This is a genomic window from Micromonospora sp. NBC_00860 (assembly GCF_045207375.1).
Lineage (GTDB): Bacteria > Actinomycetota > Actinomycetes > Mycobacteriales > Micromonosporaceae > Micromonospora > Micromonospora vinacea.
On the sequence record NZ_CP108825.1, the window covers coordinates 1,379,260 to 1,392,797 of the forward strand.

Sequence of the window (13,538 nt, forward strand, 5' to 3'; positions counted from 1 at the left end):
GCCCGTCACCGCGGCCCGATCCAGGCGGCGAGCTCCACCGGACCGGCGTCACCGCCGCAACCGCGGATGGCCCGGTGCACGGCACGTACCAGCTCAGGCCGGTCGCACAGCGCATCCGCGGCGGGGCCCGGCCGGGTTTCCGCCAGGATCAGCCCGAGCCCGGCCCAGGCGCCGGGCCGGTCGGAATCCGTCGACAATTCGTGCAGATATCCGCGCCGGGCGGTTTCCCGATCACCGGCCACGAGGGCCAGGTCGGCGGGGCGCGCGCCCGTCACCAGCGCGCCGATCGCCGCCGGGTCCGCCCGAAGGCGCTCGAATCCGGCGGCGTCGGTCAGGCGCCAGAGCTCCAGGACCGCTCGCGCGTCGAGCCCCTGGGCGTTCGGGTCGGCTTCCACGGCCGGCGCGACGGCAGGCAGGTCCGGTCGGTCGGCGCCGGCCATCCAGCACTCCGTGAACGCGGTGACCACCTCTGCGGGCGGCCGCAGATGATGAAGCCGCCACCGGGCCCGATGGTCGGCGACGGCGTCGTGGGCGGCGGCGAGTGGTTGGTCGGGGACGCTGTCGGTCTGCCAGCGGTCCGCGGTCACGGTGAGGCCTGCCACGACTCGACGACCGACCTCGGTGAGCTGCGGCAACTGCGCTATCAGAGCGAGTACGGTGCGCACCTGCCGACGCCACCGGGCGAACTCGAAGTGCGCCAACGCGCCGGCGTCGTCAGTGGCCCAGTGGCTTGCCGACCGCCAGAACTCGGTGATGCCCGCGAACGCGTACACCCCCTGCAGCAGGCCACCCAGCGGCCGGGGGTCGTCTCGCCACGGCGCGTACAGCCGCCCGGCGGGCTCGCCGGTGTGCAGGGGAGCCAGGTGCAGGAGCGCGCCCAACTTGATGTGCTGGAACTCGTGCACCATCGTCACCGCGAGCTCGGTGGCATCCCGCGGCTCCGACATGGTCATGCAACCGAAGGCGTCGCCGGCCGAGGCGCTCATCGTGCGAAATCGCTCTGCCGGCGGCTGCGGCACCACCGAGAAGAGGCCCCGGGTCATGGGCAATGCAAGCGCTGGGCTGGTCTCGACGAGCAACTGCCAGGCCTGCGTGAGCAGACCGCGCCAATGATTGAGCTCCGGCTCGCTCAGCGCCCGGGGCGGCGTCGGAGCCCGCAGATTCCGGTACGGGTCGAGGCAGTCCAGCCGCACCGCGAGGGTGTGCCCGTCAGCCTGGATGTGCACACTGGGCATGGCCTGCCAGCCGTCGCCGCCGATCCGCACCTCGCCTGCCGGCGTGCCGACGACACAGTGGCCGGCGGACCCGCGCACCTCGGTGCTGTCCCACCGGGTTGCTCCCGGCACCGCGACGGCACCGAGGGTCGGCAGCACCGCGAAGCCGTCGCGGACCGGCACGGTCATCCGGAAATCGATGCCGGCAGACAGGGCTGCCGCGGCGGCGAGGGAATGCAGATAGCCGAGGTCGACCCAGAGCGGCACCGTGGAGCGGGCGGTGCCGCGGAGACGCCGCAACGTGTAAGCCGCCCAGGCACCCGCCTGGGGGTGCAGCAGCAGGTCGTCGACCTTGGCCGGGTCGTGTCGTTCGGCTTCGATGAGCAGGTCCCAGGCGTCCCGGACGGACGGGAGCGGGCCGGTGTCGTGGTCGGGGCCGACGATGTCGAGCAGGGCGCGCAACTGCAGGAGACGCCAGCTCCGCTCGACGGTGAGGAGCTCAGCGATCGTGTTCACATCACCGCCGCCGGAGGCGAGCGCGCTGACGTGCTGCTCGTCGAGTCGGTGTTGGCGGAGCGGCCTGCTCACGGCGTCGTCACCGCCCATCCAGGAGCTCCAGGCCACACATGTCAGTCGACGCGTTGAGGGTTGTAGCCACTGGTGATGCTTTCGGGATCGTCAATGCGACGCAGTAGTCGCCGTATGGTCGGAGCGAGGATCCGCTCGTCATACGTCGGCAAATCGGCAAGTGTCACCTCCGTGAGGTCTATCAGATCCGACTCGATGTCGTCGATCGATCGGCTCACTACCGGCTTCTCCTCACGTCGTGCGGTCCCTGCAGCCATCATGTCGCACGCAGAGACGATTCCGGAAGCGGCAGGTGACGTCATGGGTCCACTCCGGACGCCGCCAGAATTTGCCCACTCACGGTAGCTTGTCGCTATGCCCGAGCCCCTCGGAGTCGTTTTCGTACATGGGTTTCTGTCATCGGCGGCCACGTGGTCGCCGATGCTGCGGCTGATCGAGACCGACGCCGCCCTCGGGTTCCTCGACCCCCATACCTTCGAGTACCCGAGCCCACCGGTCTCGCTGAACCCACTGCGCCGTATTCCGGACATCAATGACATCGCCGACAGTCTTCGCACCTATTTGTCACATCTCCGCGACGACCACTCCGGAATTGTTCTGGTCACGCACAGCCAAGGCGGCCTTGTGGTGCAGCGGATGCTGGCCCGGACCCTCGCCGTCGGATGCGGACCCGAACTGGCCCGCATCCGCCGAATCGTCATGTTCGCCTGTCCCAACTCCGGGTCCGACCTGGCCCTGCTGCTTCGCCGGAGCGGCCTGTGGCGACACCCCCAGGAACGCGAACTGCGACCGCTCGACCAGGCCATCTCCGACGCGCACCGGATCGTCGTCAACCAGATCATCCACGCCACCGCGGTCACGGCCGCCACCTGCCCGATCCCGGTCGTCGCGTACGCCGGCGAACGCGACGGAGTCGTGACGCCCGCCTCGGCGAGGAGTGTCTTCCCCGAAGTGGGTGTGCTGCCCGGCGACCACTTCTCGATCATCAAGCCGGACTCGCACGGGCACCGGTCCTACGTGGCCCTGAAACGCCACCTGACGGAAGCCCACTCGATGACCGACATTCCGGCGCCGCGACCGTCCGGCGAACGACTGACCCCGACGCCGCCGCCGGCCCCCTTGACGGCCGCCGGGTACCGCGCGCTGGTGGATCGGCTGCTTGCCGTCCCGCGGATGACCGAGCCGGCCTTCCGCGAACAGGTCTACGATCTGCTGCCGCCGGTGATCGTGCACCAGTTACGGCGCGACACCGCGGCCCGGGTGGAACTGTTCTCTCTGGTGCGGAGTTTCGAGCACTACCGGCACCTGGCGCCAGGGGACTCCCTCGCCTCCGCCCTGGAGACACTCGTCCCCGACCATCCGGCGGTCACCGACGTGATCGACGCGCTGAACGGCGCGGGTCTGCACGACCCGTCGGTGTGAGCGCGCGTCAACCGCTCACCGCGGGCTCTCCTTTATCTTCGGCAATAGTGTGCCGTCGTCGCACCGCGCCCTGATCTCGCTCTTGTTGCCTGCGGACAGCAGCACCACCTGGATCTCCTTGACCGGCCCGGCGCGGTAATCCCTGAGGCTGTAGCCGGGGGCAGGATCGACGTTGAGAACGCGAACCTGATCGCCCGTGCAGAGCACAGTCACCACGCCACCGAGCGCCCGAAGGGGCGTACCTGGACTCGGGGAGGTTGGCGCCGGCGCGGCACTGGAGGGCCCCGCCAGTTGCTCGGCACTCGGTGACGTCGCAGGGGCAGGGCCGGCCGAGGAACCGGCTCTCGCGGTCGGCCCAGCCGGAGCGGTCAGCGTACGGCTTGGTCGTGAGACTGGTGCAGGCCCCGCGGACGTCTGCAGCGGTGCAGGTGACTCAGTGGCTGACGCATCGAAGGCGGCGTCGGGCGGGTTGGCACCGTCACGTGTGGCGACCCCGCCCGATCTGCCATCGGCAGGTACGAACTGGGGGAGCACGAGCGAAATGGTCAGTGCCGTCGCCGCGAGAACGGGGATCAACACGGCGTTCGGGATGCGGCGCCGCCGACCGGCAGAGGAACCGGCGGTAGTCGGTGCCGACTCGGGTACCCGCTGCGTCGCCTGTTCCACAGGCCGCTCGGCGTCATCGGTCAAATCGTGCAGGGCCGTCGCCACCTCCGCGGCGGCCGGCCGATCGGCGGGATCCCTGGCGAGGCAACGGTCGAGGAGGCGGTGAACCTCGGGTGACACTCCCTCGATGTCAGGCAGCGGCGCCGGATCGACGTACACGTGAGCGGTCAACATCTGCGTGGGGGTCTCCACCGACCACGGCAGCTCATTGGTCAGCGTGCGGTACAGCAACAGCCCGAGCGCGTAGACGTCGGAGGCAGGCAGGACGGTGCCACCGGCGAGCCGTTCGGGCGCGAGGTAGGCCGCGGTGCCCAACAGTTTGCCGTCCGCCTCCAGCTCCGGCCGGCCGACAGTTGTGGCGATGCCGAAATCGACCACCTTCACACCAGCCGGTGTCAGCATCACGTTGGACGGCTTGATGTCCCGGTGCACCAGATGGCGTTCATGCGCGGCGGCAAGCGCCTCGGCGACCTGCGCGCACGTCCGCAACGCGGCGGCCGGCAGCAACGGGCCGGCGGCAAGTCGCTGAGACAGGGTCTGGCCGGGCAGCAGTTCCATCACCACGTACGAGACCTGGCGGCCGGCGGCATCGGTGTGCTCGCCATAGTCGTACACACTCGTCACGTGTGGGTGCCAGAGGCCGGCCGCGGCCCTGGCCTCTGCCTGGATGCGTTGTCGTGCGCCTCGGGCGGTAGCCTGTGCGCCGGCCAGGACCTTGACGGCCACCGCGCGTTCGAGGACCCGGTCCCACGCCCGCCAGACGGCCGACATGCCACCAGTACCGAGACGGCTCTCGACCTGGTACCTGCCGTCCAATAGATCACCGACCATCACTGGGACAGCTTGCCAGAGTGGACTCGCAGCGGCATGGCGACTCAAGTCGATGCTGTTCAGAAGCCTTCAGCTTGAAGGCTCTGGGCGCTTACCGGCCTCGGACGCCACCGAGGTTTTGCGACCCGCTGGGGCGGCCGAGGCTTGAAGGAACATCTGTTCCGAGATGATCCGCCAGCCTGACCAGCCCGCCAGTAGAGGGCACCTCATCCTGGCGGCATTCGACGCCACCGACGGTGATGGCGTTGGCTGGTGAAGACGCGCGCTGGCGAGCGGCCTGTCCCACGTACGCTGCCTTGGTGCAGATCGATTTGGTTGCCCTGATCGTCGACGAGTACGACCCCGCGATCGCGTTCTTCACCGAGGTACTCGGCTTCGACCTCGTCGAGGACTCCCCATCGCTGACCAATGACGGTCGACCCAAGCGGTGGGTCGTCGTTCGCCCACCGGGCGCCCAGACCGGGATCCTGCTCGCTCGCGCCGACGGAGAACACCAACGCGCCACAAGCGGTAACCAGGTGGCCGGCCGAGTCGGGTTCTTCCTCCGCGTCGACGACTTCGACGCCGCATACCGGCGGATGGTCGAGGCCGACGTCACCGTCGTCCGGGAGCCGCGGACCGAGCCCTATGGCCGGGTCGCGGTCTTCCTCGACATTGCCGGCAACCGGTGGGACCTGCTGGGAGCCAGCTGACGTCGCGCACGTGCCGGCTGAGGCGCCAGGGTCAACCATCCGGATCGCCGCTGGTGGAGTGGTTTTGCCGGTGCCAGCGCTAGTGGAAGGGCTCTACGTCCAACGGCGCCGTGATCGCGAAGTTCTTGTCGATCGCTTCAACCAGAGCAGCCCCGCGCTGCTGCAGTCCTACTCGCGTGGCCCATCGGGTGAGGGCCTCGAGGAAGCCGACCAGGTCCCGTTGCACGCCGTTCAGTAGCCCGGGTAGCGCACGGTGTGGCAGGTCGACGTGGACGCCGGCCCATCGGCCGCGATGCCGGTTCGGGCCGCCGTCCTGCCACACCCGCAGACCGTCGCTGACGAGTTCGACCTCCGGACCCGGGTCATGTCCCAGCCACGGGGAGTCGCCGCTCACCACCTGCGCCCAGTCGCGCCAGTCCTCCAGCCCGGCACAGCAGCCTGGCGTCCACCACCGTCGCGGTCGTGCTGTCGCGGACCTGCAACCCGCCGGGAGCGATGAGAAGCTCGTCAGCCAGCAGCGCGTTCACTACCTCGTCGCGGCTGCCAGGAGGCTGAACCTCAATCCGAGCGGCGAGCGCGGCCACGAACAGCCCGACCTGGTCATCGGCACAGCTGGCGTCGAGCACCAACCACGAACCGGGTGCCATCGCTGCCACGGGCCACGGCGGTGACGACCCAGCGGTGACCGCGGGGATCTCCATGACCGCTTCCATCGTGATCACCACGGTATTCAACCGGATGCTGCGGGCACGGCGGTGATGGCCGGCGGTGGAATCGCACCTTGCTCACCCAGCCGTGGTCGGCGGCTGTTCGCCGATGTTGGCCCCTGGCACTGGACGGGGTGACACCCTGGGCACGTGGACTGGGCAGTGAGCCGGGGGAAGCTGGCGTCGGGATTACGGTGAACGGCCTCTGATGCGTACCGCGTTGATCGTAGTAGCCGTGCTGGCCGCGGCGGTGGTCGTGGACCTGATCTTTGGCGTGCTGGTCCGTCGCGTGGCCCATGGCCGTTACCAGTGGTTGCTGGAGCCGCTGCGGCAGGGTTGCCGGCGCCCGGCGGCAACGGTCCTGCTGGTTGGGACGCTGTACTACGCGCTGCCGTTGGGTCCGGCCGGGTGGCAAGATCATCTGTGGCACGTCGTCGTTGTGGCTCTGGTGTTATCCGGGGCATGGTTAGTGATCAAGGCGTTGCACGTCGCCGAGGCGGTCGCGTTCAGTCGACTCCGGGATGACACGATCGCCAGCCGGCGGGTCCGGCGGGCCCGGACGCAGATTCGCCCCGTGCGGCGGCTCACCGTCGCCGTGGTCACGATCGTCGCGATCGGCCTGATCCTGATCACCTTTCGGCCGGTACGCCTCTTCGGCGTCTCCGTATTGACGTCGGCGGGGGTGGTCGGCGCGTTGATCGGTCTGTCCGCGCGTACCGCGCTCGGCAACGCGTTCGCCGGTGTCCAGATCGCTTTCGCCGACGGTCTGCACGTCGGGGACGTGCTGGTGGTCGACGGCGAATGGGGCCGGGTTGAGGAGGTGAAGCTGACCAACGTGGTGATCCGGCTCTGGGACGAGCGGATGCTCGTCCTGCCGACCACGTACTTCACCGAGCGGCCGTTTCAGAACTGGACCCGGAACGAGTCCCGGGTCGTCGGCAAGATCCAGATTCATGTCGACCACACCGCCAACCTGGACGACCTGCGCCGGGAGGCGCGCCGGCTGGTCGAGTCCTCACCGCTGTGGGATCGCCACCAGTGGGTGCTCCAGATGGTCGATTCCACCCCGCAGACAGTGGTCATCCAGGTGCAAGCCTCGGCCGCCGACGGCGCCAGCGCCTGGGACCTGCGCTGCGACCTACGCGAGGGACTGGTCGGCTACCTGCGCGAATGCCATCCCCAGTGGCTGCCCCGCACCCGCGGTCAGTATCAGCCCTGAACGGGCGGGCCTGGTTCTCACATCTGCTCGATGGTGATCACAATCCAGACCGCATCTCGTGCGCACGACCCGTCAAGTACTTGGCGTCGAAGGCGGGGCGTTCGGAGCGGATCCGGGGCATGCGATCGAAGTTGCGCAGCGGCGGCGGGCAGGTTGTCGCTATCTGCAACCTGATCCGGTAATCGCTTCGGCTATTCCCTACATGATCCGTTCGAGCTGGAACGCTGAGCAGGTGGAGCAGCTATCGGGACGACCGGCGCGGGGACGGCTGCTGTCGGTCAGGCGTGCCCTGTGGTCGTTGGCCGTCGGTGTCGTGGCAGGGATCGCCACCGCGCTGGTCGGGGCACCGGAGTTGACGCCGCTGGTGATCTGGACGATCGCGGCGGGCACTGTCCTCGTCTGGGTGTGGCGGGTCTGCTGGTCGGCGAGCCCACGGCGTACGGAGCAGCTTGCCGAGGCGGAGCAGCAGTCCCGTTCCACGGATGCCGCGATCCTGATCGCGTCGGCCATCAGCCTCGCCGCCGTGGCCGAGGCGCTCGTCCGCTCCTCGAACCAGCAGGACAGGGTGGCTGTCACTTTGGTGATCCTCAGCGTCGTCGCGGTGGTCCTGGCGTGGGCGCTGGTGAATACGGTCTTTGCGTTCAAGTACGCCCGGCTGTATTACCGCCATGACGGTGGCATCGACTTCAAGCGGGAAGATCCACCGGCGTATTCCGACTTCGCCTACGTCGCCTTCACGGTCGGCATGTCCTACGCCCCGGGCGAGAACGAACCGAGCAGCAACCGTGTGCGCCGGGTCGCGCTCGGGCACGCGCTGCTCTCGTACGCCTTTGGAACTGGCATTCTGGCCGTCGCCGTCAACCTGGTCACCAACCTGGGCCAGTCGTGACGTCTGCGGAGCATGCAGTGGCCTGACTTGGCCGACGCTGTGCCACCACCACGGCGGGCGCCGATCAGCCCGGCGGCTGTTGCCCCTGCGGTCCTGCTAGCCGCGTCGTGACCTGCCTCAGTGGCTGACTGCTGTGGATGGTTTTCTTCATTCGTCGCCACGCCGCTCGGGCCGGAGACCCGCCCAGCACGCTGCCGAGACCACCCGCACCACCGCCGGCCGCCGTCTCGGCGTTCTGAGCCAGTTGCTGGGTCGTCTGTCCGAGCTGCTGGGTGGTCTGTCCGAGTTGTTGACCGAGCTGCTGGGTGGCCTGCTGCAGCGTCTGCGACAGCGGCCCATTGGGCCCCAGCGCCTCCTGCGCTGTCTGCCCGACCTGGTTCACGGCGGTGTCCACCGTCTTTAGCACCGACTCGATGATCTGAGGGTTCCGCTCGATCGTGCGGAGGGCGCTGTCGAGGATGCCCCGGACCTCATCGAGCCGAACCTCGAGCATCGCCTCGGCCTCGACGCCCTTGATGTCGATCTTCACCGTGCCGAGATGTGCCTGAACGCCCACGTCCAACTGGAGTAGGCTGCCCAGCCGCGCTCGCAGAGAAACAGAGGCGTCCAGATTGTCGACCTCGACGTAGATCTGTTCGACCTTGACCTGCGGAATCTGGAGAACGACGTCCGGGTCTGACATCGTCTTGCTGCTGTGCCCGCCAGCCGGCTGAGGAAGGCCCTGTTCACCACTCGGGACGACAGGGCGTCCGCCGGGCTTGGCACCTGTTGGCCCGTTGGTGCCGTCGAGGTTCTGGCCTCGACCGGCGGATTCCGCGCCTTCCTCGGCGTCGCGCTGCCGATCAACCTGCTCGTGCGGTTGCGCGCGCGACTCCCGTGCACCCGTGTACCGGCTCTCCGGTTCGGCCATCCCGCACTCCTCGGGCCTCGCCTAGCATGCGGACCGTGGGGTTGTGTGGCCTAGGTGCCGATCCGGCGGGGCTGGAGCTGTCCCGACCCCGGCCCGGTCAACTGCCAGAACTCCTGCGGCAACTGGTCGACAAAGTCCCCGTACTCCTTCGCGCTGGCAGCCTCATGGAGGGTGTCGAACACGGCCCGCGCTCCGTCGGTGGCCACCTGGCGATCCACCCCGGCCCGGGACTGCACCCGTTCCAAGAATTCGGTAAGGCCGAACCGTTCCGGATCTTCGGTGGGTCTGGACACCAGGCCTCGTAGCTCCTCGGGGAGCTGGGAGGCGAGGTCCCTTGCCTGGCCACCAGTGATCCGGTTTGCCACGGTCTCGAGTGTGGCGCGGGTGATCGGTTCGGCTTTCCCCGATGGAACCTTGGGTCGTGCTGCCACAGACTGAATGAACTCGCTGTAGTTCACCTCGGATCCCCTCTCGAAGCGGATTGCGGCGGGTACCCACCCCCATCGGGGTGAAACGGCGGTTCGCCCGCCCTCAGGGTGGTGGTGGCGGAGGTCGGTGGGTGATACGTCGGGTCATCCGCAACTGGTACAGGCCGGCGCTGGTGATGGCGTAGAAGACGGGTAGGAGGAGAAAGATGACCAGGCCGATCAGGGGCGCCACCAGGTAGCCGATCAGCCCCGCGACGAGGTACAGGACGACCCCGGCGAGGGCCCGGAACCGCTCGACGTGAAAGAAGCTGCCCGTGACCTGCTCCTTCAGCAGATCAGGGTTTCGGGCCAGGTAGTGGTAGAACGCCAGCCACGTCGCGCACAGCAACGCGCCGATCAGCGCGTAGAAGGCGATCGCCACACGCTGGTCCGCGTTGTTGTGCTCCTGTAGCGCGTGCGACACGACGATCGTCGGAAATGGCAGCAGCGCCGTGCTGAACAGTACGAGTAGGTTCATCCAGTGCAGGCCACGATCGACCTGCCGAATGCGGTTGAACGCCGCCTTGTGGTTGAGCCAGACGACGGCCACGTACGAGTAGGACGCGAGATAGGCGACGTACGACGGCCACTGATCGAGCAAGCCGGACAGGAGGCGACCGGGCGGGACGTCCGGTACCCGGAGGTCCAGGACCAGCAGCGTGATGATGATGGCGAAGATGGCGTCGCTGAACGCCACGGCACGGCTGGTGTCCGATCGGGTGCCTAGGTCTGTTTCTGGCCCGCTCACCGATTGCGCCTACCCGTGGTCATCTGCGGCAAACAGCTGAGCAGCTCGGTGCGAATGCAGGTGCCGCAGACTGGTTCCTGGGGACAGACGCCGCATCCGGCCACCGCGTGTGCCACGGTGGCCGGATGGGGGTGGTGGTCAGGGTTTGAGGACGACCTTCTCGCAGTTTTCCTGCTTGTTCTTGAAGATCTCGAAGCCGCGTTCTGCCTGGTCGAGCGGCAGAGTGTGGGTGATGACCCGGGTCGGGTCGATCTCCCCGCGTTCGATGCGCTGCAGCAGCGGCTTCATGTAGCGCTGCACGTGGCATTGACCGGTGCGCAGGGTCAGCGACCGGTTCATCCACGCCCCGGCCGGGAACTTGTCGAGGAAGCCGCCGTACACGCCGATCACCGACACGATGCCACCGCTGCGGCACGACAGGATCGCCTGCCGCAGCGCGTGCGGGCGCTCGGTCTCCGAGCGGACGGCCTGCTTGACCCGGTCATAAGCGTGCACGTGCGCGCTGCCGTGGCTGGACTCCATGCCGACCGCGTCGATGCACTTGTCCGGTCCCCGCCCACCGGTCAGTTCCAGCAGCCGCGACCGCACGTCCACCTCCTCGAAGTTCACCGGCGTGTGGCCCGCCCGTTCGGCCATCTGCAGCCGGTACGGCTCCTTGTCGATGGCGATGACCTTTGCGGCGCCGAGCACCCGGGCGCTGTCCATCGCGAACTGGCCAACGGGGCCGGCTCCCCACACCGCCACCACGTCGGTGGACTGAATGTCGCACATCTCGGCACCCATGTAGCCGGTGGGCAGGATGTCCGAGAGGAACAGCACCTGCTCGTCGCTCAGGTCTGACTCGATCTTCAGCGGGCCGACGTCGGCGAACGGCACCCGCGCGTACTGCGCCTGACCGCCGGCGAAGCCGCCGGTCAGATGTGAATACCCGAAAATCCCGGAGACCGGGTGACCGAACATCTTCTCCGCGATCCCGGCGTTGGGGTTGGAATTCTCGCAGCAGGAGTACAGCTCGGCGCCGCAGGCGCCGCAGGCTCCGCAGGCGATCGGGAACGGCACGACGACCCGGTCCCCGACGCGCAGCCGGCCCGGATCGACGCCCCGGCCGACCTCAATCACCTCGCCCATGAACTCGTGGCCCATGACGTCACCGTCCTGCATGGTGGGCACATACCCGTCGAGCAGGTGCAGGTCCGAGCCGCAGATCGCGGTGGAGGTGATCCGTACGATGGCGTCGCGCTCGTTCAGGATCTTCGGGTCCGGCACGTCACGAACCTTTACCTTGTTGCGGCCCGCCCAGGTGGTCGCCCTCACGACTCGGCCCCCTTCGCGAGCTCGGAATCCGACAGCGGTTGCGCCGGACGCTGCGGGAACTCCTTGCGGGCCCGCTTGCCCCACGGGGCGCCGTCGGATCGGACCACCTGGCCGGTCTCCAGCACCTGCTTGAGCCGGCGCAGGTCGTCGTCGAGCTGCTGGTGCGGTTCCTCGCCGAAGTACCTGGCGACCGCCTTGCCGATCGCGCCGCCCGGGATGTCGTACGACAGAACGACGTGCACCTCGGTGCTCACACCGTCCGGGGCCGGCACGAACCGGACCGTACCGGCGTTGGGCACGTCGGCGTTCCCGGTCGACCGCCAGGCGATCTTCTCGCCGGGCGTCTCGTCGACAATCTCCGCGTCCCACTCGACGTTCTTGCCGAACGGAGCGCTGGCAGACCAGTGGCTCGTACGGTCGCCGGTGGTGCGGATCTCCTCAAGGTGGGCCATGAACGTCGGGAGGTTGTCCAGGTCGCGCCAGAACGCATAGACCTTGGGCGGGGGTTTGCGGATGGTTGTCGTGGCTGTCAGCTCCATGGCCCCTCCTTCGCGTACGCCTCGTACCGCCGGCGCTGAGCCGGTCTTCCTCGCCCGGGTGGCCTGCACGGCGGTCAGCAGGTCCACCACCGTGATCCCGACGACGGCGCCAGTGACAGCGAAGAGGCGACGCCGGCGGCGCCCGCTGCGGTGGGCGATGGCCACCCCGAGCGAGGCCAGGTCCATCGCGTCGCCCACGACCCGGGTCCATGTCCAGATGCTCTTTCGCCGGCTCGTCAGCAGCCCGGCCGCGTGTACCAACTCCCGCGCCCCGACCAGCGGCACCACCGCCCGGGTCGTCGCAGAGTCGTCCACTCCGCTGACGCGGCGCACAGTGTCCGGTGCCGCCAGTTGTGCCACGCCCAGGCCGAGACTCATCCAGCCGAGCCGGCGCCCTCGCCGCTGCACATCGTCCTGCCTGACCTTCGCTGCCTTTCGGGTTTCTAGTTGAGTCACGGGTAGCCTCCGTATCCGGTCGCACCCCGGTCGCGCCTTCCCGGTTCACGACGGTCCGGGGCGACCCGTAGAGGCCGGGATACCCCTCGGAAACCGCCTCAACCCGCCCATCGGGCCGCAATGTGGAGCCGATCCCTGTCCCGCTGCTCAGCCCGAGGCCACGGTCGCGATCACCAGCACCGGTACGGCCAGGTCGTCGGTCACATACCGCGCTTCGGGCGGCGGGATTGCCGCCGCCTCGGGCTCAGGACCGGCCTGATCCTCCCGGCCCTGAGCCCATCGGTCAGGCCGTCGCCATCTGGCGGACGTTTTCACCCTGGGCGAACTCCTCGACCATTTTGGCGCAGAAGGCCGGAAGGTCGCTGGGGTTGCGGCTGGTGACGAGGCCATTGTCCACCTGCACTTGTTGGTCGACCCAGTTCCCGCCGGCGTTGCGGATGTCGGTGCGCAGGCTGGGGAATGAGGTGAGGGTCCGACCCTTGACCATGCCGGTCTCGACCAGGGACCAGGGGCCGTGGCAGATTGCTGCCACCGGCTTCTGCTGTTGGAAGAACGCCCGGACGAAGTCCATGGCCTGCGGGTTCATCCGGAGGCGGTCGGGGTTGACCGTTCCGCCCGGCAGCAACAGGGCGTCGTAGTCGGCTGCATTGACGTCGTTCACGGTCCGATCCACCCGGTAGCGGTTGGCGGGTTCGATGTCCTGGTTCATCGACTGGATCTCGCCGGATTGCAACGAGATCAGGTGAACCTCGGCTCCGGCCTGCTCCGCGGCGGCTCGGGACTGGGTGTATTCCACGTCCTCCACTCCGTCGGCGGCGAGGCAAGCGACTCGCTTGCCGTTCAGCGGCTGTTGGCTCTGTGCCATTTCTGCGGCCT

At 68.3% G+C, this 13,538-nt stretch carries 15 protein-coding genes; 4 read left to right on the forward strand and 11 right to left on the reverse strand.

The genetic code is table 11. The features are described from left to right. Positions 1–5: 5 nt before the first annotated feature. Together OH804_RS06190 and OH804_RS06195 are read right to left on the reverse strand one after the other, a co-directional pair. Entirely contained in the window at positions 6–1,802 is a 1,797-nt protein-coding gene (locus tag OH804_RS06190; RefSeq protein WP_406063422.1) for an HEXXH motif domain-containing protein, read from the reverse strand. Positions 1,803–1,843: 41 nt separating this feature from the next. Next, positions 1,844–2,104 carry a hypothetical protein gene (locus tag OH804_RS06195; RefSeq protein ID WP_196924029.1) on the reverse strand — a complete coding sequence of 87 codons (261 nt, stop codon included), beginning with the start codon at positions 2,102–2,104 and terminating at the stop codon, positions 1,844–1,846. A gap of 118 nt (positions 2,105–2,222) precedes the next feature. Here OH804_RS06195 and OH804_RS06200 point away from each other — a divergent pair, with 118 nt between their 5' ends. Then, complete coding sequence (locus OH804_RS06200; protein WP_406063424.1) at positions 2,223–3,224, forward strand: effector-associated domain 2-containing protein; 1,002 nt, start codon at positions 2,223–2,225, stop codon at positions 3,222–3,224. Between the two features lie 15 nt (positions 3,225–3,239). Here the strand turns inward: OH804_RS06200 and OH804_RS06205 are convergent, their stop codons facing one another. After that, on the reverse strand, positions 3,240–4,721 hold the full coding sequence (locus tag OH804_RS06205) for a protein kinase domain-containing protein (RefSeq protein ID WP_406063426.1): 1,482 nt from the start codon (positions 4,719–4,721) through the stop codon (positions 3,240–3,242). Positions 4,722–5,017: 296 nt separating this feature from the next. On the opposite strand from OH804_RS06205, the gene OH804_RS06210 reads away from it, so the two are divergent. Next, positions 5,018–5,413 carry a VOC family protein gene (locus OH804_RS06210; RefSeq protein ID WP_406063428.1) on the forward strand — a complete coding sequence of 132 codons (396 nt, stop codon included), beginning with the start codon at positions 5,018–5,020 and terminating at the stop codon, positions 5,411–5,413. Between the two features lie 79 nt (positions 5,414–5,492). Here the strand turns inward: OH804_RS06210 and OH804_RS06215 are convergent, their stop codons facing one another. Both OH804_RS06215 and OH804_RS06220 read right to left on the reverse strand, forming a co-directional pair. Beyond that, a complete protein-coding gene (locus OH804_RS06215; RefSeq protein ID WP_406063430.1) occupies positions 5,493–5,807 on the reverse strand; it encodes a hypothetical protein in 315 nt (104 codons plus the stop codon). Then, positions 5,776–6,135 carry a hypothetical protein gene (locus OH804_RS06220; RefSeq protein ID WP_406063432.1) on the reverse strand — a complete coding sequence of 120 codons (360 nt, stop codon included), beginning with the start codon at positions 6,133–6,135 and terminating at the stop codon, positions 5,776–5,778. Before OH804_RS06220 ends, OH804_RS06215 begins: the two co-directional genes overlap by 32 nt. 193 nt (positions 6,136–6,328) lie before the next feature. Between OH804_RS06220 and OH804_RS06225 the strand changes: the two genes are divergently transcribed. Both OH804_RS06225 and OH804_RS06230 read left to right on the forward strand, forming a co-directional pair. Continuing rightward, a complete protein-coding gene (locus OH804_RS06225) occupies positions 6,329–7,339 on the forward strand; it encodes a mechanosensitive ion channel family protein (protein WP_406063434.1) in 1,011 nt (336 codons plus the stop codon). Between the two features lie 193 nt (positions 7,340–7,532). Beyond that, positions 7,533–8,228 carry a DUF1345 domain-containing protein gene (locus tag OH804_RS06230; RefSeq protein ID WP_406066455.1) on the forward strand — a complete coding sequence of 232 codons (696 nt, stop codon included), beginning with the start codon at positions 7,533–7,535 and terminating at the stop codon, positions 8,226–8,228. A gap of 64 nt (positions 8,229–8,292) precedes the next feature. Here the strand turns inward: OH804_RS06230 and OH804_RS06235 are convergent, their stop codons facing one another. The 6 genes from OH804_RS06235 to OH804_RS06260 all read right to left on the reverse strand — a co-directional run bounded on the left by OH804_RS06235 (position 8,293) and on the right by OH804_RS06260 (position 13,527). Then, entirely contained in the window at positions 8,293–9,138 is an 846-nt protein-coding gene (locus tag OH804_RS06235; protein ID WP_406063436.1) for a hypothetical protein, read from the reverse strand. A 50-nt stretch (positions 9,139–9,188) separates the two neighbouring features. Then, a complete protein-coding gene (locus tag OH804_RS06240) occupies positions 9,189–9,596 on the reverse strand; it encodes a DUF2267 domain-containing protein (RefSeq protein ID WP_406063438.1) in 408 nt (135 codons plus the stop codon). A gap of 73 nt (positions 9,597–9,669) precedes the next feature. Continuing rightward, the gene (locus OH804_RS06245; protein ID WP_406063440.1) at positions 9,670–10,302 is read right to left on the reverse strand and encodes a TMEM175 family protein; all 633 of its coding nucleotides are present in this window, start codon (positions 10,300–10,302) and stop codon (positions 9,670–9,672) included. Positions 10,303–10,491: 189 nt separating this feature from the next. Then, complete coding sequence (locus tag OH804_RS06250) at positions 10,492–11,667, reverse strand: zinc-dependent alcohol dehydrogenase (protein ID WP_406063442.1); 1,176 nt, start codon at positions 11,665–11,667, stop codon at positions 10,492–10,494. Beyond that, positions 11,664–12,584 (reverse strand): SRPBCC family protein, encoded by a 921-nt coding sequence (locus tag OH804_RS06255; RefSeq protein WP_406063444.1) that lies wholly within the window; start codon positions 12,582–12,584, stop codon positions 11,664–11,666. Before OH804_RS06255 ends, OH804_RS06250 begins: the two co-directional genes overlap by 4 nt. Positions 12,585–12,945: 361 nt before the next feature. Then, complete coding sequence (locus OH804_RS06260) at positions 12,946–13,527, reverse strand: type 1 glutamine amidotransferase domain-containing protein (RefSeq protein ID WP_406063446.1); 582 nt, start codon at positions 13,525–13,527, stop codon at positions 12,946–12,948. Positions 13,528–13,538: the final 11 nt, after the last annotated feature.

Bases quoted from the DNA above. Each gene is read 5' to 3' on its own strand.
- OH804_RS06195 (WP_196924029.1), bottom strand. From the start codon at position 2,104: ATGACGTCACCTGCCGCTTCCGGAATCGTCTCTGCGTGCGACATGATG.
- OH804_RS06200 (WP_406063424.1), top strand. From the start codon at position 2,223: ATGCTGCGGCTGATCGAGACCGACGCCGCCCTCGGGTTCCTCGACCCC.
- OH804_RS06205 (WP_406063426.1), bottom strand. From the start codon at position 4,721: ATGGTCGGTGATCTATTGGACGGCAGGTACCAGGTCGAGAGCCGTCTC.
- OH804_RS06225 (WP_406063434.1), top strand. From the start codon at position 6,329: ATGCGTACCGCGTTGATCGTAGTAGCCGTGCTGGCCGCGGCGGTGGTC.
- OH804_RS06235 (WP_406063436.1), bottom strand. From the start codon at position 9,138: ATGGCCGAACCGGAGAGCCGGTACACGGGTGCACGGGAGTCGCGCGCG.
- OH804_RS06255 (WP_406063444.1), bottom strand. From the start codon at position 12,584: ATGAGTCTCGGCCTGGGCGTGGCACAACTGGCGGCACCGGACACTGTG.
- OH804_RS06260 (WP_406063446.1), bottom strand. From the start codon at position 13,527: ATGGCACAGAGCCAACAGCCGCTGAACGGCAAGCGAGTCGCTTGCCTC.